At 65.2% G+C, this 19,008-nt stretch carries 24 protein-coding genes and 1 pseudogene; 14 read left to right on the forward strand and 11 right to left on the reverse strand.

What is annotated here, in order from left to right; all coding sequences use genetic code 11:
- Positions 1–1,180: 1,180 nt before the first annotated feature.
- From BGN98_RS05570 to BGN98_RS05595, 7 genes and pseudogenes are all read right to left on the reverse strand, one after another.
- Positions 1,181–2,056: a hypothetical protein gene (locus BGN98_RS05570; RefSeq protein WP_288120100.1), complete on the reverse strand. Its 876-nt coding sequence runs from the start codon at positions 2,054–2,056 to the stop codon at positions 1,181–1,183.
- The gene (locus BGN98_RS05575) at positions 2,056–3,288 is read right to left on the reverse strand and encodes a glycosyltransferase family 4 protein (RefSeq protein WP_288120102.1); all 1,233 of its coding nucleotides are present in this window, start codon (positions 3,286–3,288) and stop codon (positions 2,056–2,058) included. Before BGN98_RS05575 ends, BGN98_RS05570 begins: the two co-directional genes overlap by 1 nt.
- Positions 3,288–3,656, reverse strand: coding sequence for a serine O-acetyltransferase (locus BGN98_RS05580; protein WP_288120103.1), 369 nt, complete (start codon positions 3,654–3,656; stop codon positions 3,288–3,290). The genes BGN98_RS05575 and BGN98_RS05580 overlap by 1 nt, the downstream gene beginning before the upstream one ends.
- A gap of 220 nt (positions 3,657–3,876) precedes the next feature.
- Positions 3,877–4,479: a glycosyltransferase gene (locus BGN98_RS14745; protein WP_353681701.1), complete on the reverse strand. Its 603-nt coding sequence runs from the start codon at positions 4,477–4,479 to the stop codon at positions 3,877–3,879.
- Positions 4,480–4,485: 6 nt separating this feature from the next.
- Positions 4,486–4,971 (reverse strand): annotated as a pseudogene (locus BGN98_RS14750) (glycosyltransferase); the annotation flags it as partial.
- On the reverse strand, positions 4,968–6,071 hold the full coding sequence (locus tag BGN98_RS05590; RefSeq protein WP_288120107.1) for a glycosyltransferase: 1,104 nt from the start codon (positions 6,069–6,071) through the stop codon (positions 4,968–4,970). The pseudogene BGN98_RS14750 and the gene BGN98_RS05590, both read right to left, overlap by 4 nt.
- A 14-nt stretch (positions 6,072–6,085) precedes the next feature.
- Positions 6,086–6,655 (reverse strand): LbetaH domain-containing protein, encoded by a 570-nt coding sequence (locus BGN98_RS05595; protein WP_288120109.1) that lies wholly within the window; start codon positions 6,653–6,655, stop codon positions 6,086–6,088.
- Positions 6,656–6,709: 54 nt separating this feature from the next.
- Between BGN98_RS05595 and BGN98_RS05600 the strand changes: the two genes are divergently transcribed.
- From BGN98_RS05600 to BGN98_RS05615, 4 genes are read left to right on the forward strand one after another with little or no spacing between them, the layout of a single operon-like run.
- Positions 6,710–7,969, forward strand: a complete 1,260-nt coding sequence (locus BGN98_RS05600) for a glycosyltransferase (protein WP_288120111.1) — start codon at positions 6,710–6,712, stop codon at positions 7,967–7,969.
- Positions 7,970–8,005: 36 nt separating this feature from the next.
- Positions 8,006–9,034 carry a GDP-mannose 4,6-dehydratase gene (gmd, locus tag BGN98_RS05605; protein ID WP_288120113.1) on the forward strand — a complete coding sequence of 343 codons (1,029 nt, stop codon included), beginning with the start codon at positions 8,006–8,008 and terminating at the stop codon, positions 9,032–9,034.
- Complete coding sequence (locus BGN98_RS05610) at positions 9,031–10,014, forward strand: GDP-L-fucose synthase family protein (RefSeq protein ID WP_288120115.1); 984 nt, start codon at positions 9,031–9,033, stop codon at positions 10,012–10,014. Before gmd ends, BGN98_RS05610 begins: the two co-directional genes overlap by 4 nt.
- Complete coding sequence (locus BGN98_RS05615) at positions 9,992–10,300, forward strand: Dabb family protein (RefSeq protein ID WP_288120117.1); 309 nt, start codon at positions 9,992–9,994, stop codon at positions 10,298–10,300. Before BGN98_RS05610 ends, BGN98_RS05615 begins: the two co-directional genes overlap by 23 nt.
- On the opposite strand, the gene BGN98_RS05620 is transcribed toward BGN98_RS05615, so the two are convergent.
- On the reverse strand, positions 10,288–10,539 hold the full coding sequence (locus tag BGN98_RS05620) for a hypothetical protein (protein ID WP_288120119.1): 252 nt from the start codon (positions 10,537–10,539) through the stop codon (positions 10,288–10,290). The genes BGN98_RS05615 and BGN98_RS05620 overlap by 13 nt on opposite strands.
- 88 nt (positions 10,540–10,627) lie before the next feature.
- Positions 10,628–11,122, reverse strand: a complete 495-nt coding sequence (locus BGN98_RS05625) for a DUF4916 domain-containing protein (RefSeq protein ID WP_288120121.1) — start codon at positions 11,120–11,122, stop codon at positions 10,628–10,630.
- 108 nt (positions 11,123–11,230) lie between these two features.
- On the opposite strand from BGN98_RS05625, the gene BGN98_RS05630 reads away from it, so the two are divergent.
- From BGN98_RS05630 to BGN98_RS05645, 4 genes are all read left to right on the forward strand, one after another.
- Complete coding sequence (locus BGN98_RS05630; RefSeq protein WP_288120123.1) at positions 11,231–12,541, forward strand: UDP-glucose dehydrogenase family protein; 1,311 nt, start codon at positions 11,231–11,233, stop codon at positions 12,539–12,541.
- Positions 12,542–12,544: 3 nt separating this feature from the next.
- Positions 12,545–12,934 (forward strand): hypothetical protein, encoded by a 390-nt coding sequence (locus tag BGN98_RS05635; RefSeq protein WP_288120125.1) that lies wholly within the window; start codon positions 12,545–12,547, stop codon positions 12,932–12,934.
- Between the two features lie 76 nt (positions 12,935–13,010).
- On the forward strand, positions 13,011–13,805 hold the full coding sequence (locus BGN98_RS05640) for a G5 domain-containing protein (RefSeq protein ID WP_288120126.1): 795 nt from the start codon (positions 13,011–13,013) through the stop codon (positions 13,803–13,805).
- Between the two features lie 86 nt (positions 13,806–13,891).
- On the forward strand, positions 13,892–15,202 hold the full coding sequence (locus tag BGN98_RS05645; RefSeq protein ID WP_288120128.1) for an HNH endonuclease signature motif containing protein: 1,311 nt from the start codon (positions 13,892–13,894) through the stop codon (positions 15,200–15,202).
- Positions 15,203–15,269: 67 nt separating this feature from the next.
- Here the strand turns inward: BGN98_RS05645 and BGN98_RS05650 are convergent, their stop codons facing one another.
- Entirely contained in the window at positions 15,270–15,605 is a 336-nt protein-coding gene (locus BGN98_RS05650) for a DUF4406 domain-containing protein (RefSeq protein WP_288120129.1), read from the reverse strand.
- 20 nt (positions 15,606–15,625) lie between these two features.
- Here BGN98_RS05650 and BGN98_RS05655 point away from each other — a divergent pair, with 20 nt between their 5' ends.
- The 4 genes from BGN98_RS05655 to BGN98_RS05670 all read left to right on the forward strand — a co-directional run bounded on the left by BGN98_RS05655 (position 15,626) and on the right by BGN98_RS05670 (position 17,029).
- Positions 15,626–15,880, forward strand: a complete 255-nt coding sequence (locus BGN98_RS05655; protein WP_288120131.1) for a DeoR/GlpR family DNA-binding transcription regulator — start codon at positions 15,626–15,628, stop codon at positions 15,878–15,880.
- 330 nt (positions 15,881–16,210) lie between these two features.
- Positions 16,211–16,462, forward strand: coding sequence for a hypothetical protein (locus BGN98_RS05660; protein ID WP_288120133.1), 252 nt, complete (start codon positions 16,211–16,213; stop codon positions 16,460–16,462).
- A complete protein-coding gene (locus tag BGN98_RS05665) occupies positions 16,459–16,635 on the forward strand; it encodes a helix-turn-helix domain-containing protein (protein WP_288120135.1) in 177 nt (58 codons plus the stop codon). The genes BGN98_RS05660 and BGN98_RS05665 overlap by 4 nt, the downstream gene beginning before the upstream one ends.
- A 22-nt stretch (positions 16,636–16,657) precedes the next feature.
- Positions 16,658–17,029, forward strand: coding sequence for a hypothetical protein (locus BGN98_RS05670; RefSeq protein ID WP_288120137.1), 372 nt, complete (start codon positions 16,658–16,660; stop codon positions 17,027–17,029).
- Here BGN98_RS05670 and BGN98_RS05675 read toward each other — a convergent pair.
- On the reverse strand, positions 17,015–17,881 hold the full coding sequence (locus tag BGN98_RS05675) for a CPBP family intramembrane glutamic endopeptidase (RefSeq protein WP_288120139.1): 867 nt from the start codon (positions 17,879–17,881) through the stop codon (positions 17,015–17,017). The genes BGN98_RS05670 and BGN98_RS05675 overlap by 15 nt on opposite strands.
- A gap of 325 nt (positions 17,882–18,206) precedes the next feature.
- Here BGN98_RS05675 and BGN98_RS05680 point away from each other — a divergent pair, with 325 nt between their 5' ends.
- Both BGN98_RS05680 and BGN98_RS05685 read left to right on the forward strand, forming a co-directional pair.
- Positions 18,207–18,464 carry a hypothetical protein gene (locus BGN98_RS05680; RefSeq protein ID WP_288120140.1) on the forward strand — a complete coding sequence of 86 codons (258 nt, stop codon included), beginning with the start codon at positions 18,207–18,209 and terminating at the stop codon, positions 18,462–18,464.
- A complete protein-coding gene (locus tag BGN98_RS05685; RefSeq protein ID WP_288120141.1) occupies positions 18,461–19,000 on the forward strand; it encodes a response regulator transcription factor in 540 nt (179 codons plus the stop codon). The genes BGN98_RS05680 and BGN98_RS05685 overlap by 4 nt, the downstream gene beginning before the upstream one ends.
- The last annotated feature ends 8 nt before the right edge of the window (positions 19,001–19,008 follow it).

A 19,008-nucleotide genomic window follows, 5' to 3' on the forward strand; every position in this document is an offset into this window, starting at 1 on the left:
CTCACCCCATGACCCCCACCGAATGTCCGAAGAGCCGGATTAGGACGCCCGCAACGAGGACCACGAACGTCGTCGATGCGTCCCAGCGGGCAATCACGTCCCCACGACGGGCAGCTCGCCAGAAGCTCAGAATCATTGCGGAGGTTAGCGCTACAAACGCCGATGTTACAAATATCGGTTCCATAAGCGCCTCAAGCTCCCATTGGTTTTCTCATACTCTTGGGCCTGCCGCCCGGAGACACTGGGGCGAATGTGTGGACGGCTAATCGCGCGACGCTGTAGTCGCGGGCGGGCCGATTCTCCTCCCGGCAACTCCTCGCTGGGCGCGGCAAATCGATGCAAATCGTCATTGGTTCACAGAGGGTCGGTGTAACGCCGACCATTGGACCCCACCGGACTTGGTGCAGCCGGCAGTCGTCTCATTAGTCCGAAGATAACGCGGTCGGTCACGCGGGTGAGGGGCCGCGTCCAGCGTGAGCGCCGAGGTGAATATAGGGAACGCAAGCGTTCGCCCTCGTCGCTCCCGCTCCCGTTGGTTGTGATGCTGCTTCCGTGGATTCGGAAGGCGGCAACCTCGCCGCCCGCGTACAGGAGGCGCCCCTGTTTGCGTAGGCGCATGAACAAGTCCTGGTCCATGGCCGCGCGAAGCGACTCGTCGAGTGCTCCTGCGCCAATGATCGCCGTCCAACGAAAGAGGGAGCCAGGTTGAGGAACCAAATTCTTCCCTATCATCATGTAAGCCGGAGCCCAGCGTCCAGGACGCATGATCCAAAGAGTCTTGCCCGCTTCGTCTATGCTACGAACTTTTCCATATGCGGCAGGGGCTAGGCGCGATGACTCGAGTGCGGTGAGAGTGAGATGCAGCGATTCGGGGCTCAACAAATCATCATCGCCCAACCAAGCCACGTAGTCTGCATCGTGGGGACTGCTCCAGCCGTCATTTATCGCTGCTGATAGGCCGGGGCGATCGGAAACGAGCTGAGCTACGCTCGGGTTATCTCGGAAGAGCTGAGGATCCAGATTGACATTAGTCGGTGTGATGATCCGAATCAGAACATCAGCGTCGCAGTTTCTCGAGGAGAGGACAATCGAAGTGATGCTGGCGCGTAACCAATCCGGGCGGGTTCCAAGGGTGGGCACCGCCACGAGTACTCGCGGTCGGCGATCGCTTGGATTCTTATCAATTTTCATCTGTGGACTCCAGGTATGCATCTCGAGGAACCGTCAAGCGAAAGTGATCAAAAACAGCTTTGATGGCGGCGTCGTTTGCTCGATTATTGACGTTGACCTTGAAGAGTCCATCTTCTTGGGACGCACCGCTTGAAGGGTAGTCGCGACGAATAGGTACTCGCATGGAGGGGAAACCGGCCCTGATAGTGGCAGCCTTGAACCAGACATCATCGGCGGTTGGAGCGAGCTGAAGAGCGAGGCCTACATCCGCGACCGGAGGGGCCAAGGACCCGGATGGGTAAAGAATGCCGCCCCTGCCGGTGAGGAATGTGGCGAACGAAGGGGTATTGGCCGCAGCTTCAGGCCAGGACGAGTATGGACGGATATGACCCGAAGCGTCCGAGATCATCTCGTTCCCTCGAGTCCCAATTACAACGCCCGGATTATCCCTCGAAGCCTGAAGCAAGCGAGACAGCCACGTCGCATCGTAGAGCACGTCATCGTCCGCGGTGACAATAGTGCGTTCTCCATATTCCGCGAGCGCGGGCAAGAGTTTTTTATAGGAGCGGGTGTTCTGATTCACCCAGCGCAGAAGGACCAGGTTCGGGAAAGACTCCACGAGATGAGTCAGTCGTTTCGGCAAATTTTGGGTTCCTTGGGGGAAATCATCGGTCGCGAGATATAGGACAATCTTGGCTATATGCCTTTGCATCAGCAAGCTGATCACCGTTCGGTGAACGGTAGCAATCCGCGCCGGATACGTGGTTAGCGAAATAACGACGTCTTCGTCCAAATTGGGCGGATGCGGGCTCGGCTTTGCAAGGTGGACCCGCGTACGTGCTGCCAGACGATCCCATGCTCGCCCCAGACGCTTGTGCACAATCATTATTGCGCTTCGCCAAAATGCCGGTCCAGCGACTCGGAGAAGCGCTGCCAGGTAAAAGCGGAAGCTGCAGCTGCGGCTTGCTCCGACATCGCTCGATGGAGCTCAGGATTCTCAGCGATTATCGTGACACGATCTCTCATCTGATCAACATCGCGGGGATTAACGAGAAAGCCGTTCACCCCATCGACCACCGGACCCTCGCTGCCGTATACCGTATCCGACACCACCGCGGGCAGCCCACTTGCCAGCGCCTCGAGAGGTGTTTGCGCGAAGCCTTCGGCGAGTGAGGGAAAGATGAAGACACTTCCGGAGCGGTAAAGCTCCGCTAGTCGAGGGCGCGTTAGCGAGCCGACATAGGTGATTCTCTCATCCGCAGGGATAACACTCGGGTCTGGCGCGAAGCCTGCAATGGTCAAGTGATAATTCGTAGGTAAGGTTTGCATCAGTTGGAACAGGTAGCCGATTCCTTTGCGTTGCACGACTTGGCCGCTAAATATGAGATGGCGACGAGAGTCTCGCTCACTCCGCACTGTGTGTTTGAAAAGGCGAAGGTCCACACCTAGGGGAACCGTGATCAGTCGGCCGGGATCGACGCCAGCGTTGACAAATGACAGGCGATGCGGCTCCGATAGCGTGAGGACTCTATCGGCCGTTTGAATTTCCTCGTCAAGCTGCTTCCGCTCGTCAACAGACCGTACGTCACCGGCGAAAGTGTGAGCAAGTTGTGGGAAAGCGCGCGACTCTTCGCGAATGATTCGAGCCATCACATCGTGGTGAACGATTGGGTAGTCGAGAATGCCTTCACCCGAGCCCCTAACAGCCCGGAGCGTTTGGAGCCCGGCCGTTGAGCGCACGAGCACTCGTCCGACCTTGCCGTGTCGACGTACTCTCGCAGCAACGGCGGTGTCAAAGCGTTCGTTCCGTTGAGATAGCTGTCGTTTGGAGCCAGTGGGGGATACCCTGCGCGCTCGGAGGAACTGCAGCTCCTGAACGGTAGCGCATTGCCATCTCTCCTCCGCCTTCGAAAGATGATCCACCGACCGTGCACGCATCGACGCGCCGACGCGGCTCAACAGACTGACCTTCGAACCTTCCAACCGTGCAGAAGTTGCGGAGTTGATCGCGATCGGAGAAGCGAAGATGATGCGCCGATCGTTCGCAAGAGACCATTCTGCGAACTTCGTGAGTTCGGGAATAGATCCCGGATTGGAGATAACCGTGGTGGTATCCATTACTTGACTCTCTCGGGGCTCAAATTTCGCGCGGGATTGCCAACTGCAGTGTGCCCGGCCGGTACGTCCTTTATTACGACCGCACCCGCTCCGATTCTCGCTCCCTTTCCTATCGATATTGGGCCGATTATCACAGAAGTCGCCCCTATATCGACCCCGTCGCCAATTGTAGGACTACCACCAGCATCACCCTTGTTTCCGATGGTCACGTTCTGGCGGAGCGTGACATCTGATCCGATGACTGTGTCGACGTTGACGACTAATCCGTGTCCGTGCACTATCTTCAGCCGGCTGCCGACATTTGTCTTGACAGGAATCTCGATCGCTAGTATCCATTCTGAGATGAACTGATAGAGAAGTGTGATCATGCGGGAGAGCATGGATGGACTCTTGTCAAAGGGCCATCGGGCAGCTTGCGCCAATCGGAACAGGGTCAGGATAAGTCTAGTTCGCGGCCGGTAGCGATTGACTCTGTAGTCTTGAAAGATCCAGTCTTTCCGGAACGTTGGCGACCGGTGTTCATCTGCCATGCAAACTCCAGCTCTTTTGGATCGAAGGGGGAAATGACTGCACGCCTATTTGATCGCGTCAGTTCAGCAGTTTGTGAATTCCGCTGGCGAAGTTGCGCACCATGGCCTGAAGTGTAGGATAAGTCGCGGACGCTGCTCCCTGCCGATTCTGGGAGTTAACTACATCGACGATCGTGGCCGCGAAGGATTCCGGTTTTGGCTCTGTGAGGTAAAGGCTCTCACCCTCGGTTAGATACTCGATTTCTGGTGCGTGAAATGGCCATTTTGTCGACACCACCGGGACGCCTGCCACCAACGCGTCGACCGCCAGCAGACCGACTCTCCCCGGGTTCGCGATAGCCTTCGAGCATTTGAGGATCGCCGCTTTGGTCTTGCCTCCCACATGCCCCATCATGGTGGCCTGCCCTCGACGGACTGCGGGTTCGAGCAAGCTTGCGTCTTGACCTTGTCCCCCAACGATGAAGTGGATTTTTGGGTGTTCGGCCCAGAGGACCTCTAGCGCTCCAGCAAGCAGGTCAACTCTCTTGGAGGTGTCCAGCGCTCCCAGATACGCGACGAATGGCCCGTCTGGCAGCATTGTGTTGCGGCGGAATTGCTCCAGAGCAGCGGTGTCGAGCTGGTCGAGATCGTTCTTGAGTTGCGTCGTATCGATGGCGTTCATCACAGTGGTGACCTTCCCCGCGTCTGCGCCCGCAGCGATTGCGAAGTTTGCACCGCTTGGTGTGTACGCGAAAATGTGGTCTGCTCGGCGCAACTGCCACCTCTCGATTAGGGAGTCGATCGGGTTGGGGGTGGCGGTGTAGGACGCAATATGTCCCCATACACCGACTCTGAGTTGTGACTTCCGGCTAAGCGCCGAAAGTGCGTCGAATGAACTCCCCATGTGCGGAACTATTACCGCGTCGGCGGCTTGCCAGTACTTGCGGGTTGTGGTGAGGGTTGCACTCCGCCCGAGAGCGCTCACTCGTCGACCATCTACCTGAATCAGCCAAGGCGGTGAGACCGCATCTCCCCGTTCAGCTTGCGAGCGGTCGGGTCGTCCGGCCACGACGCGTAGGTTTACCCCCGATGCTTCGAGCGATGACCGCAGGCTCTCGAAGAATGCAACTCTGTATGCTGGGATGTATGGCTGAACCACCCAGATTTCGGTCATCCCCGTCCTCCAAGCATTGAGGCGTACGTCGACTCGAGCGCGTGGGCCACCATGGTGATGTCGAGTTCTGATCGAATGAAATCCAAGCCGCCTTGCCGCAAGCGAGCGCTTTCCCGCGGGTCGCTCAGGACCCGCTCTACGGCATTGGCAAGCTGCGTGGACGTGCCATCCGTGATGATGGCTGCGCCGTAGTGGTCGCATTTCGGCGCAATTCCGAGCGAATCAGTCGTCACGACAGGCGTACCGACGCGGAGAGCTTCCAGGATTGACATTGGAAACACTTCGTCGACAGCGGGAAGCACGTACACTCGGGCGGAGCTCAGGATCGTGTCGGTTGAATCTGGGGGTACGGCGCCAATCCATTCGAGTCGATCACCCATATCTGCGTCGCTGATGGCGCGTCGCACCGCTTCGCCTTGCCCCTCATCAGGACCCGCGAGGATGAACCTCGTCGAGGGCAGCCGATCGCGGAGTTGCGTGGCCATCTTCACGAACTCCAGCGGTCGCTTTCTGCTCGCGAGGCGCGCGAGGAACAATACCAAGTCTTCGCGGTTTTCATACGATCGAAGGTCGGTGACGCGGACCCCGTTGATGATCTTGCCCACTCTGGTGAGCGGCTGGATACCCGTCAGGTCGAGGGCTTCTTGATCCGTCAATGCAAGGGCCACAACCGCGTCGCGCAGCACTGGCTTGGTGAGCAAGGCGTCGAGTGGCCCTGAGAGAGGGTTGCGGGACGCGTCAATCATGCCGTGTGCCTGTAAAACATAGGGCACGTGGGAACGTCGAACGATGTGCGCTGCGGGCAACGTCACCAGGTCCCGCGCCAAATGGATGTGAGCCACGTCGAACTTAGTGATATCGGAGCGGAGCGCCGTCAACATCGACGGTGCGGCTAGTGACGCGAAGCCGCCTAGGGGTGCAAGCCGGCGCGCAGGGAACGTCCTCAGTGTGTAGCCGCCCCGGGCCACAGTTTGAGCGAGCCGAGGCGGTGCAGCCGCGTAAACAGTGACGTCGTGGCCGATCTCGGCCAGAGCTTCGGCTTGACCAAGCGCGACGCGCGTGGGGCCGCCGAAAGCTCCGTCCGGCGAGACATATGTCACGACGTGAGCGATTCTCATTTAGGTGCTTCCTGCGCGAACCGCACACCGATGGGGGTCGCGTCCGGGCCGTTGACGATGATGTTCGGCGGAATAACGCCTGAGACTACGGTCAAGGGCTTTGTGAGAGCGTTTCGGCCGATACTTGCTCCGCCTAAGATCACACATCGCGAGGTCACCCAAACACCCGCTTCGATTCGAATGGGGCGTGTCAGAAGGGCCATATCGCGTCGATGAGCGTGGCTTCCTGTCGTGAGGAATGTCTCTTGAGAGATCACGGCATCGTGACCGATGTAGATGTGATCTTGATTGTGGAACCACACTCCCTCTCCGATCCACGACCGGTCGCCGATGTGTAGCTTCCACGGGAATTTCACCCGGGTGCGTGGCCGGAAGATGACGCCGTTGCCGATCTCTGCGCCGAAGGCACGCAACACGCGGATACGCAGACCCGAGCTGATCTGCCACGCATTTGTTACGAAAAGCAACTCGCAGATGGCCCAGAGGTATACCTTCCACGCCGGCTGATCCCACGCGGCGCGCTCGCCCGGGGCCTTCGAGAGATCGATCACCGGAATGTCGCTCACGGCGTCCCTTTCTCGTAACTGTGTCGTAACGACGGCCGCTGTAAGGTCGGTGCCGTGCAGCAACGACCCTTGCGAACGCTCGTCTTCGGGCTCAACTACCCCCCGGAGACTACGGGGATTTCTCCCTACACAGGCGCCATGGCTGGGGGGTTGGCACGGCGCGGACGCGAGGTCCGCGCCATCACGGCGCACCCTCATTATCCAGATTGGAAGATCACCTCAGGTTACGGGCAGTGGTCGCGGAGCGAACAGATCGACGGTGTGCACGTCACGCGCCTGCGTCATTACGTGCCCTCGCAGCCGTCGCCGCTGCCGCGCGCGCTCTCGGAGGTGACCTTCGGCATCCGCCAGATTTTCGTCCGTTGGGGTCGACCAGCCGCGATCGTTGCCGTCTCCCCGGCGTTGCTGTCGTCTGCTCTCGTCCGACTTCGTTCGCGTCTCACACATCGCTCCACTCCGTTCGTCGTGTGGGTGCAGGATCTCTACGGGATCGGCATCTCCGAGACCGGGCAGGGCGGAGGGCTTGCGGCGCGCGTCATTCAGAAGGTCGAGGGCTGGTTGTTGCGCTCAGCCTCGACCGTCGTCGTGATTCATGACAGGTTCGCTGAGCGTGTGCATGATGACTTCGCTGTCCCGCGCGAGCGCATTGCCGTTGTTCGCAACTGGACGCATCTGCCGCCGTTGCCGCCTGTGGAAGTCCCAGCCGTGCGCGCGGCGCGCGGCTGGGCCGATGACGAGGTGGTTGTCGTCCACACGGGCAACATGGGCGTGAAGCAGGGTCTGCATCACGTGGTGGACGCGGGGCGGCTGGCGCACGACCGGGGAACACATGTTCGCTTTGTGCTCGTCGGTAACGGTTCGCAACGCGACGAGTTGCAGCAGCGCGCTGATGCACAACCGACGACGACGCAGTTTCTCCCGCCGCTCGGAGACCGTGATTTCACCGACATTCTTCAAGCAGCTGACATTCTGCTCGTCAACGAGCTTCCTGGTGTCGCCGAGATGGCTGTTCCGAGCAAGCTGACGTCGTACTTCGCGGCTGGCCGCCCGGTGCTCGCGGCAACCGATTCCACCGGAATCACAGCGCAGGAAGTGCGCGCGGCCGACGCGGGTCTCGTCGTCTCTGCGGGTGATCCATCCGCGCTGCTCGACGGCGTGTCAGCGCTCATGGCTGATCGTGCGGCCGCCGATCGTCTCGGTCAGAACGGCAAACGTTACAGAGAGACGGTGCTGGATGAAACATTCGCGATCGATCGGTTCGATAGTCTGCTCGCGGATCTGATCGCCACCGCCGCTGAGAAGCATCCTGCGTGACCTCCCCCCACCCACGATCAAGATAGGCAGAATCTCTTGACCAAGCGCGCACTCATCACCGGCATCACGGGCCAGGACGGCTCCTACCTCGCGGAGCTGCTGCTCGCGAAGGGCTACGAGGTTCACGGCCTCATCCGCCGAGCCTCGACGTTCAACACGCACCGCATCGACCATCTCTACGTCGACCCGCACGACTCCGAGGCGAAACTCTTCCTCCACTACGGTGACCTCTCCGACGGGGCGCGCATGGTCACCCTGATGTCGGAGATCAACCCCGACGAGGTCTACAACCTTGCCGCGCAGTCACACGTGAGGGTCTCGTTCGACGAGCCCGAGCACACGGCTGACACCACGGGTACGGGCACGATCCGTCTGCTCGAAGCGGTGCGACTCTCCGGCATCACGACCCGCTTCTACCAGGCGTCCACCTCCGAGCTCTACGGCGCGACCCCGCCACCGCAGAACGAGGAGACGCCCTTCTACCCGCGCTCGCCGTACGGGGTCGCGAAGCTCTACTCGTACTGGATCACCAAGAATTACCGCGAGGCATACGACATGTTCGCGGTGAACGGCATCCTCTTCAACCACGAGTCCCCCCGCCGCGGTGAGACGTTCGTCACTCGCAAGATCACGCGCGCCGTCGCCCGCATCAAGGCCGGCGTGCAGAAGGACATCTACCTCGGCAACCTCGAGTCGATTCGTGACTGGGGCTACGCCGCCGAATACGTCGAAGGCATGTGGCGCATGCTGCAGGCCGACGAGCCGGAAGACTTCGTGCTGGCGACGGGCGTCGGCTACACGATCAAGGACTTCCTCGAGACGGCGTTCGGACACGTGGGCCTCGACTGGCAGGAGTTCGTGAAGTTCGACGAGCGCTACCTGCGCCCGACCGAGGTCGACGCGCTCATCGGCGACCCGGCCAAGGCCGCGGACAAGCTCGGCTGGGTTCCCACGATCGACGGGAAGGAACTGGCCAAGCTCATGGTTGACGCCGACGTGGAAGCACTGGAAAAGGGCGCCGACTGGATCGACACGGTGAAGCTTGCGTCGTGGGGGACCCTGTGACGACGGCTGTTGACGGCGTGGAGTACACGCCGGGTGAGCTGGACCGCGACGCGACGTTCTACGTCGCGGGTCACCGCGGGCTCGTGGGGTCTGCGATCGTGCGCAGGCTCGAGTCGGCCGGCTTCGAGAACATCGTCGGCAAAACGTCGGCTGAGCTCGACCTCAAGGATCGGGACGCCGTCTTCTCGTACATGGGAGAGGTCAAGCCGAAGTACGTCGTCCTGGCAGCGGCGAAGGTGGGCGGCATCCTCGCCAACTCCACGTACCCGGTGGACTTCTTGAGCGACAACATGCGCATCCAGGTCAACGTCTTGGACGCTGCACTCGCGAACGACGTCGAGCGCGTTCTTTTCCTCGGGTCGTCGTGCATCTACCCGAAGTTCGCCGAGCAGCCGATCCGTGAGGACTCCCTGCTCACCGGGCACCTGGAGCCCACGAACGACGCCTACGCGATTGCGAAGATCGCCGGCATCCTGCAGACGCAGGCCGTGCGCCGCCAGTACGGCCTGCCGTGGATCAGTGCGATGCCGACGAACCTCTACGGGCCGAACGACAACTTCTCGCCGAAGGGCTCGCATGTGCTACCGGCGCTCATCCGTCGCTATGACGATGCGGCGAAGTCCGGAGCGCCGTCGGTCACCAACTGGGGAACCGGGACGCCGCGGCGTGAGTTCCTGCACGCCGACGACATGGCCGATGCCTGTCTCCACCTGTTGGAGCACTACGACGGCCCGGATCAGGTCAACGTCGGGACGGGCTCCGATGTCACGATCCGTGAGATCGCCGAGACGATCGCGGGCGTGACGGGTTTCACGGGGGAGACCGACTGGGACACCTCGAAGCCCGACGGCACGCCTCAGAAGCTGCTCGACGTCTCCAAGCTCGCCGAAGCGGGCTGGACGGCGAAGATCACGCTCGAAGAGGGGATGGAGCGCACCGTCGCCTGGTATCGCGACCATGTCGACAGCATCCGCGAGTAGCGCGCTGTTCCGGCATATCGTGCTCTTCCGAGTGCACGACGACATCAGCCATGACCGGGTGGAGGAGGCGATCGAACGTTTGCGATCGCTCGCCTCACTGCCCGGCGTGGTCGAGTGGCGCGTGGAACTCTCGCTCGACGCGCGAAAAGGGCGAGTGATCGTCGAAGATGCGACCTTCGTGGATCAGGACAGCTTCGAGCGGTTCCGCCTCGACCCACGCCACGTCCACGCAGCAGAAGCGATGTCCCACATCGCCGACTGGTGGAACGGCGATTACGCCGCCTGACGATACGCGGGCGCAGGTGCGCTGCGGATCGAGGACGTATGGTCTTGTACCTCCGAAGCCACCGGCGCCGATCCCACAAAGTCGCGGTCGCGGAACTCGTGAGCTATCGAGCAGTACGCATCGCGTCCGCTCCAGATAGCCTTCGCAGGCGACACACGGGAACCGCACTCGGCGCAGTTCACGCTCTCGATTCCCCAGATCAGCGCGTTGATGCGCTTCTTGACACGCTCGAGCATCATCCCCCCAGAGTGCTCACACAACCATTCCCCCCGGAATGGTGGGACGACTACGTCCAAGCGATGAAACTACGCCCAATCCCGGTAAAGATCAATTGGTAAGCGGCGCAAGCTTCAGGAGCGCGAACAACTCCCGGCATCCGGGCCAGAGGTTTGCGGGCAGTGCGCCTGGCGCGAAGTAGTCGAAGTCGAGACCCTCGTTGCGTGCTCGCGGCGCCCCCTCCACGTCGAGGACGAAGGAGAGACCGATCGCGTGCTTGCGTGGGTCGTCGCCCGACACCGTTCCGTCGGTCGGCGTCAGGTCGGGCGGGAACCACTCGTAGACATAGTCCGGCTGCGGATTCAGCGGAAGAGTCGGCTCGATGCCGATCGTCTCGCGGCTGTGTCTGCGGATGGCGCCGGCGATCGTCTCCCCGCGCTGAATGCGACCTCCGAGGTGGCACCACACCCGGCCATGAGGTGAGTCGCGGAGGATGAGGCCGAGCTGTCTGCGTCCGTTGCGTTCACGTACCAGGACGAAGTCGACGCAGGCGATCGGCATCGATTGCTCGATGAGGCGATAGGTGTCGGCGGGAAGGAACGTCACGTGACCTCTTTTACGACCGCGGTTTACAAGCCGGATACGCATCTCTGATAGGAACAGTCTTGCGTGTTCCACCTCCACTCGCGCACTGTCCCCCCACTTGGAGCTCCTATGAAGCTGTCCGTCATCGGTTGCGGTTACCTCGGCGCGGTACATGCTGCGGCTATGGCGTCCATCGGTCACGAGGTGGTCGGTATCGACGTCGACCAGCGCAAGATCGATGCGCTCTCCAAAGGTGAGGCGCCGTTCTTCGAGCCAGGACTGCAGGAGATCCTGACCGCGGGCATCGCGGCGGGCAACCTCCGGTTCACCACTGACATGGCTGAGGCCGCGGGCGCGAAGGTCCACTTCGTCGGTGTGGGAACTCCGCAGCAGAAGGACAGCTACGCCGCCGACCTCACGTACGTCAACGGCGCGTTCGACGGGCTGTTGCCGTACCTCGCGCCGGGTGACATCGTCGCCGGAAAGTCGACCGTCCCTGTCGGCACCGCGGCGAGCCTGGCGCCGCGGGTGTCGGAGACCGGTGCCACGCTCGTGTGGAACCCCGAGTTCCTTCGCGAGGGTTACGCGGTGCAAGACACTGTCGACCCCGACCGCCTCGTCGCGGGGGTGCCGGCGGGAGAAGAGGGTGAGATCGCGGCATCCGTGCTGCGTGAGGTCTACCACCCCTCCGTCGCAAAGGGCACGCCGTTCATCGTCACCGACTACGCGACCGCCGAACTGGTCAAGGTGTCGGCGAACGCCTTTCTCGCGACCAAGATCAGCTTCATCAACGCCATGGCAGAGATCGCCGAGGTCACCGGCGCCGACGTGACCCAGCTCGCCGACGCGATCGGCCATGACGCGCGCATCGGCCGGCGCTTCCTCGGTGCCGGGATCGGCTTCGGCGGTGGCTGTCTGCCGAAGGATATTCGCGCGTTCTCCGCCCGTGCGGAGGAGCTCGGGCGCGGTGAGTCCGTCGCGTTCCTGCGTCAGGTCGACGAGATCAACCTGCGACGCCGCGACCGCGCCGTGCAGCTCGTGGTCGACGGTCTCGGCGGCTCGGTCTATGAGAAGAAGGTGACGGTGCTCGGCGCGGCGTTCAAGCCGCACTCCGACGACATCCGTGACTCGCCCGCACTCGACGTCGCCGTGCGCCTGCACGGACTCGGAGCGATCGTCACAGTCACCGACCCGGCGGCGATCGAGAACGCCCGCCGCATCCACCCCCAGCTCACCTACGTCGAAGACCGTGACGAGGCCATTCGCGACGCGGACGCTCTCGTGCTCGTCACCGAATGGGACGAGTATCGTCGTCAGCTGCCTCCCGAGCACGCGTCGTCGCTCACGCGTGGACGCGTGGTCGTCGACGGGCGCAACGGGCTCGATGCGGCCGCGTGGCGCGCTGCAGGGTGGGCGTACTACGGGATGGGACGGCCGTAACCCATGGCGTTCATCGCCACGATCGTGCTGGCGTTAGCCTCGGTTCTCCTGGTCTTCGCTGACGGCCCGATCTCGCGACGACGCGACCGCGACAAGATCTCACCGCTCTCGCCCGTGCTCAGCGGGTTGTCGGCGGCCGCGTCGGTCGTCGCCCTCGTCGCTGCGGCGATCAGCATCGCGCGCGCCTTCGGCCCTGCCGCGCAGCCCGGTGATGACCTCGCGATCGCTGTGACGATCGTCGCGTTCGTCGCATTCGTCTGCGGCTTCGCTCCGGCGCTCGCCGCGGTGCGTCCCCGCAACCGTCAGACCTGGGGAACCTGGGCCGCGACGGTCGCGTTTCTCGCGTCGGGTGTCGTCCTGACGGTGGGCGCCGCGAGCGATCTTGCCGCCTGAGGATCATTCATGGTACCGCTCCCATTGCCGTGGTCACGCGGGTCGGAGTTCGTTCCGATCGAGCTGGGGAGAGTCGATGGCGAACGTGCAACAGGGGTGGTATCCCGACCCGAACAAGGCGGACACGGTCCGGTGGTGGGACGGCACGGCGTGGACCGCGCACGTCGCCGAGAAGACCGGGGTCGCGGCATCCGCAGACACCGTGGTGACCGCGGCCAAGCGTCCGGGACGGGGACTCTCTCGCCGCACGAGCATCATCGTCGGCGCGGCGGCGGTGCTCGGCATCGCGCTCGTCGGGGGAGCGGTCAACGCGGCCACGCTCGCCGCACGCTCGGCAGCGGAACAGAACGGTGCGGTCGCGTTCGTCGCGACGACCGGCACGGCAGCGGCATCCACCCCCACCCGCACGCCCACGCCGACGCACACGCCGGTCACCACCACCCGCGACGAGGCCGTCACCGAAGCCGTGCCGTTCGAGCGCACGTCGGTGGACGACTCCACGATGGTGCAGGGACAGAGCGCCGTCACGACCGCGGGACAGAACGGTGAACGCACGCGCACCTACCGCGTCACCCTCACCGACGGAAAGGAGACGAAGCGTGAACTCGTCTCCGACACCGTCACCGTGCCGCCCGTCACCGAGGTGACTTCCGTCGGCACGTATGTCGAGCCGGCCGCTCCTCCGCCCGCCGCCGCGCCCGGAGGCTGCGACCCGAACTACGCCGACGCCTGCGTGCCCATCGCCAGCGACGTCGACTGCGCGGGCGGAAAGGGCAACGGTCCCGCCTACTTCGACGGCGTCGCCCGCGTCGTCGGCCGCGACATCTACAAGCTCGACGGCGACGGAGACGGCTGGGCCTGCAACGGCTGACGCGTAACGGCGGGGGAGGAGGCGCGTGCCCTGCCCGGGCTCTCTTCATTCGAACAAATGTCCGAGGCTGTCGCTACCCTTGAGGCATGGAAGAGACCACGCCGATGAGCGAAGACAGCGACCAGCTGTCCGCGCTCGCGGCTCTGGTCGCCGAGACCGAGACGGTGCTGGCAGAGGTCTCGGCGGCCCAGGTGGCTGAGGTGCGGCTGCTCGCGCGGGCCGGCCAGCTCGCCGAGCGTCAGGCCGCCACCCAGCGGGGCTCGGTGCGCGTGCACGACATGGCGCTGCGTTCGATCGCCGCCGAGCTCGGCGGTGTCATGCGGGTGACCGACCGCACGGTGCAGCAGCGCATCGGAGAAGCACGCGAACTCGTCGAGAGCTACCCCGCCACCCTCGACGCGTGGGAGACCGGGCGCCTCACCCGCGCCCACGTACGGGTGATCATGGATGCCGGGGCGCCCGTGCCCGCCGATCGTCGCGCCGCGTTCGAGGCGGAGGCGATTCGGCTGTGCGCCGGCGACACACCCAACCGCGTACGTTCCGCGGTCGAGATCCTCGCCGAGCGTTGCGCCGAGCGCTCATTCACCGAACGCCACGCGGAGGCGAGCCGCGGCCGACGGGTACGCGTGGTGCCGGGCGCCCAGGGCATGTCCGACCTCATCGCGACGGTTCCAACCGTCATCGCGGAAGGGGTCATGGACCGCCTCACGCAGCAGGCGACGGTCATCATCGATGCGCGCACTCCCGACGACGATGACCCGCGCACGACCGATCAGGTGCGTGCCGACGTGCTCAGCGACCTGCTGCTGACGGGCGCGCCGGCGCTCGATCCGACCGCGTACGGCGACGGGCCGGGAACGCTCGGCGCCATCCGCGCCCAGGTGCAGGTCATCGTGCCCGCCCTCACCCTGCTCGGCGCCGACGAGGGGCCCGTAGACCTGGTCGGGCGCGCACCCATCGACGCCGCCACCGCGCGGTGCCTCGCTGCCGAGACCCACTCGCTCGCGCGCGTGCTCACCGATCCCGTCGACGGCACCGTCATCGCGGTCGACCGGTACCGCACCGCCGTACCGCAGCGGCGATTCCTGCGCGCCCGCGACCAGCACTGCCGTTTTCCCGGATGCCGCCGCGCGGCCATCCGCTGCGAGATCGACCACACCATCGACCATGCCCGGGGTGGACCTACCGCGCTGTGGAACCTCGCCCACCTGTGCCAGCGGCACCATTCGATGAAGCAGTTCACCGCGTGGAGGGTGCGACAACATCCCGGCGGCGTTCTGGAATGGACATCTCCGACCGGCCGCCTCTACCGCGAAGACGCACCCATCCCACCGGTCACGTTCGTCATGAGTCCCGCGCCACCGCCGGCGATGGCCGACACCGCACCGCCGTTCTAATCCGCACGCTGGCTGTCCGGCATGCCGTGCACCGGCGCGCGGTCGTCAGAACCGCGGCGCGGCGGCGTCACGACAGCGGTGCGGCGCCCTCCGACAGAGTCGACGCCGTCACGCCCGGAACGTCCTCGAGGGCGTAGTACACCGGCAGGCCGCGCGCCTCGGCGATCGCGACGTCCCGATCCGCACCGCGCGACGCTCCCGGCAGGCGCAGCACCGCATCGCAGCGCTGCAGCAGGCGCTCCGCCGTCGGGTACATCACCTCCGCCGCCAGCGGGTCGGTCGGGCCCGTCGCCCCCGCACTCTCGAGCACCGGAAGCGCCACCCATTCGCCGATCATCGGCACATGGCCGGCTCGAAACAGCGGCCACGCCGCCGTCTCGAGCCGTTTCAGGTTCTTCGCCATCAGCGCGGGGTCACTTCTTCGTGGGCGTCACCGGCATCCACCCCACCGCCGGCCTCACCACCGGCGACGCCGACGAAGCCGCCATGAAACGCGCGCTCGCCGCCCGCGCCGCCGACACCTACGTGCTCGGCAGCGACGAGAAGATCGGCCCCGCCTCTCGCTACGGCGTGCTCGCCCTCGACGCCGTCACCGCGATCATCGCCGACGTCGCCGACGCCGACCCGACCGCGCGCGAGCTCACCGCCCAGGGCGTCACCCTGCTTCACACGCGCTGACTCAGACGGCGATCATCACGAGGCTCGCGATCGTGCCGACCGGATGATCCGGCCGCACCGACAGCGTCGCCTGATTCGCCCGCACCGCATGGCGGGGGGGCGAACGCCGGGTCTCGCGTCGTCGGGCGGTGATCGTCCGCGCCCATGAGATGCGCCAGCTGGCGCCGTCGCTCCTCGTCCGTCGTCCGCGCCCCGCCGGGCGCCGCGCTGATCCCGGAACGGGCGGGCAATGATCGACATCGCGCTGCTCCGCCCCTTCGCCCACCCACGTCGTATACGGAATCGCGTTGCCCGCCGACGCCACGTGGTGCAGGATCTGCGGGCATCCTCGTGCTCTCCGCGTCGGACTCGATCAGCACCCTCCTGGAGGTTCCGGGCAGCGAGGCCGCCGGGTGGGGCTTTCTCTCCAAGAACTCCTCGCTGTCGGCATCCGCGCTCGTCTACGCCATCCGCGCCGTCGCCGCCGGGCGCACCGTGCTCGATCCCGCGATCCGCGCTCAACGCGAGATCCGCCGCAACAGCCCGCTCACCCGGCTCAGCCGGCGCCAGCGCGAAGTGGTCGCCCTCGTCGCCGAGGCGTGACCAACGCGGCGATCGCCGCCCGGTTGGGCATCTCGCCCCGCTCCGTCGACACGCACCTCAATGCGGCCTGCGGCCTGCTCGGCATTCCGGCCCGTCGCGAGCGCAACCCGCGTGTCGAGGCGGTACGCAGCTACCTGCAGCGCACGACGTCGCCCTGGACCTCGGCGGGATGACCCGGTCGGGCTCGCACCGGCCGTGCGTGCGCTCGTCGTGCGCCTGGCGCCGTCGGTGGCCGTCACGGCGCCCGACGACGCCGTCTTCTCGGCTTTTCAGAGCCGTCTCTCCCACGAAGCCCGCGTTCTGGTGGTGCGGGTCATCGAGGACGCCCTCTCCAACGCGCTTCGCCACGGCTCGGCCGACCACGTCGTCTTCTCGGCGCGCGAGAGCGGCGGCATCCTGCTCGTCGTGGTCGGCAACACCGGCTCCGCGCCGCCGGCGACACCGGCGCGGTCGGGGCTGGCGCGCCTTCGGCGACGAGCGCAGGTCCTCGGGGGAGAGCTCGTGCTCGAAACGCTCCACGGGGGCGCCCGCGCACCGGCGCCCGCCTCAAGCTCACGCTGCCGCTGAGCGAGGCGAGTGCCGGGGATGCCGCGGCATCCGCCTCCGCCACAGCAGCACCGCACACACCGCCCCCTGCACCATGACGACCGCGCTGATCGTCGACGCGATCACTCCCGCAGACTGATCTGCCGCGGTCAGCAGATCGAAGCCGGCGTGCCACAGCACCACGGGAACGATGCTCCACCGTGCGCCGGCCGTCATCCACGACAGGACGAACGATCCGAGCACCAGAGCCAGCATCCAGCCGACGATGCCGGCGCCCATGGCCTGATACGTCGGATTGAAGAAGAACGCCGGAGCGTGCCACACGATCCAGACCGCGGCGACCAGCACCGACGCCCAGAACACCGTGACGCGCTCCGCGAGCACGGGGAGCAGCCATCCGCGCCACCCGGCCTCCTCGCCGAGGCCGAACGTCGCCGCCCACACCAGCGCGACCAGCGGCCAGGGCAGGCCCGGCAGCTTTGCGGTGGTGCCGAAGGCGGCCGGGTCGGGCCAGCCGCCGGCGGCGAAAGCGGCGGTGAAGAAGCCGACAAGGTAGTACAGCGCCGGCATCCCCAGGGCGGCGAACCACCAGAAACCGCGGAACCGCAGCCGCAGGATGCGTCGTGCCCACCTCACCACGGCCGCCGGCCCCGCCGCGAACCAGGTCGCCGCTACGGCTCCGACCGCCGGTCCCGCCGACGCGACGAAGAAGGTGGCCGGCACGGTGTCGAGCGTGCCCGACGGCGCGGTGCGTGCGTCGACGAGAAGCGGCAGCCACAGCCCCCAGGTGACGGCGAAGGTGACGACCAGGAACACCGCCACGGTGCCGCGCCGCGCGGGCGCCGCGATCCCCGCCGGTGGGTACACGCTCATACCGTCGAGTCAACTCCGCCCCCCGCTGCGCAGCCAGCGGGGGAGGCCGTGACAATCTGCCGACGCGGGAACGCTCCCACCGCGACGGGCCGACCCTTGGTCGTCTGTCGGTCTACGTGCTTTCGCGTAAAACTCTCGTGAAATCGCGGATATCGGACGATGCGCTCTTTCGCGCCGCGACACAATGATGCTGCGTCCGGTCTTGGGGCCGGCGCGACCCACCCGTTTCTGGGAACGGAGCACTTTCTGCAGCGCTGCGCCTCCCTCGCCGGATGCGCCGGGCCTGCGGTCGGCGGGTCGCATCTTGGGGAAATGAGGAGTGACGATGAATCGAGCCGGCGACGCTCGCATTGTGGAGGTCTACGTCAACGCGCACTGGCAGCCCGCGCCCTCGCGCCGTTACCTCGACCCGCCCACGGCCCGCCAGCTGCGCGCCGAGGGCATCACGATGGTGCGCGTCGCTCCCAGCCTCTGGAGTCGCATTACCGGCCGCGCCGCCGGGGTCGCCGGCCGTGACATCTCCGTCGCCCGGTACCTCGCGACCACCACACACCGCGGCGGCGACGCCACCAGCCGGGCGTGACCGACCGGCCGCGCTCGGTGCGCGTCCTCGTCGTGGAAGGGGTTCCGCTCGGCGAAGCTCTGCGTGCCCGATCGAGCCGCCTCGGGATCGTCGTGCTCGCGGCGCCCGAGACGCGGGATCTTCTGCGCCGCGTGCCGGCGCAAGACGCGGCCGGCTGGGCCGTGCTCTCCAAGGACCTCTCGCTCACGTCCCCGGCTCTCGTGTACGCCCTCACGTCGGTCGCCGCCGGGCGCCGCGTGCTCGATCCCGCCATTCGGGCGGAGAGCGTCGAATGGCGCGAGAGCCCGCTGTGCCGCCTCAGCGCCCGCCAGCGCGAGGTGCTCTCCCTCGTCGCCGAGGGTCTCAGCAACACGGCGATCGCCCGGCGACTGGCCCTTTCGCCCCGCTCCGTCGAAGCGCACCTGCGGGCGGCGTACGCCGTGCTCGGCGTGGGGTCCGACCCCGCACGCAATGCCAGAGTCGATGCCGTGCGCGCCTATCTCGCGCACGGGGGAGCCGAGCGCGAGACCGCGATGGGTGAGATTCCTCTCATCTAGCCCCACGA

This window comes from Microbacterium sp. 69-7 (genome assembly GCF_001897985.1).
Taxonomy (GTDB): Bacteria; Actinomycetota; Actinomycetes; order Actinomycetales; family Microbacteriaceae; genus Microbacterium; species Microbacterium laevaniformans.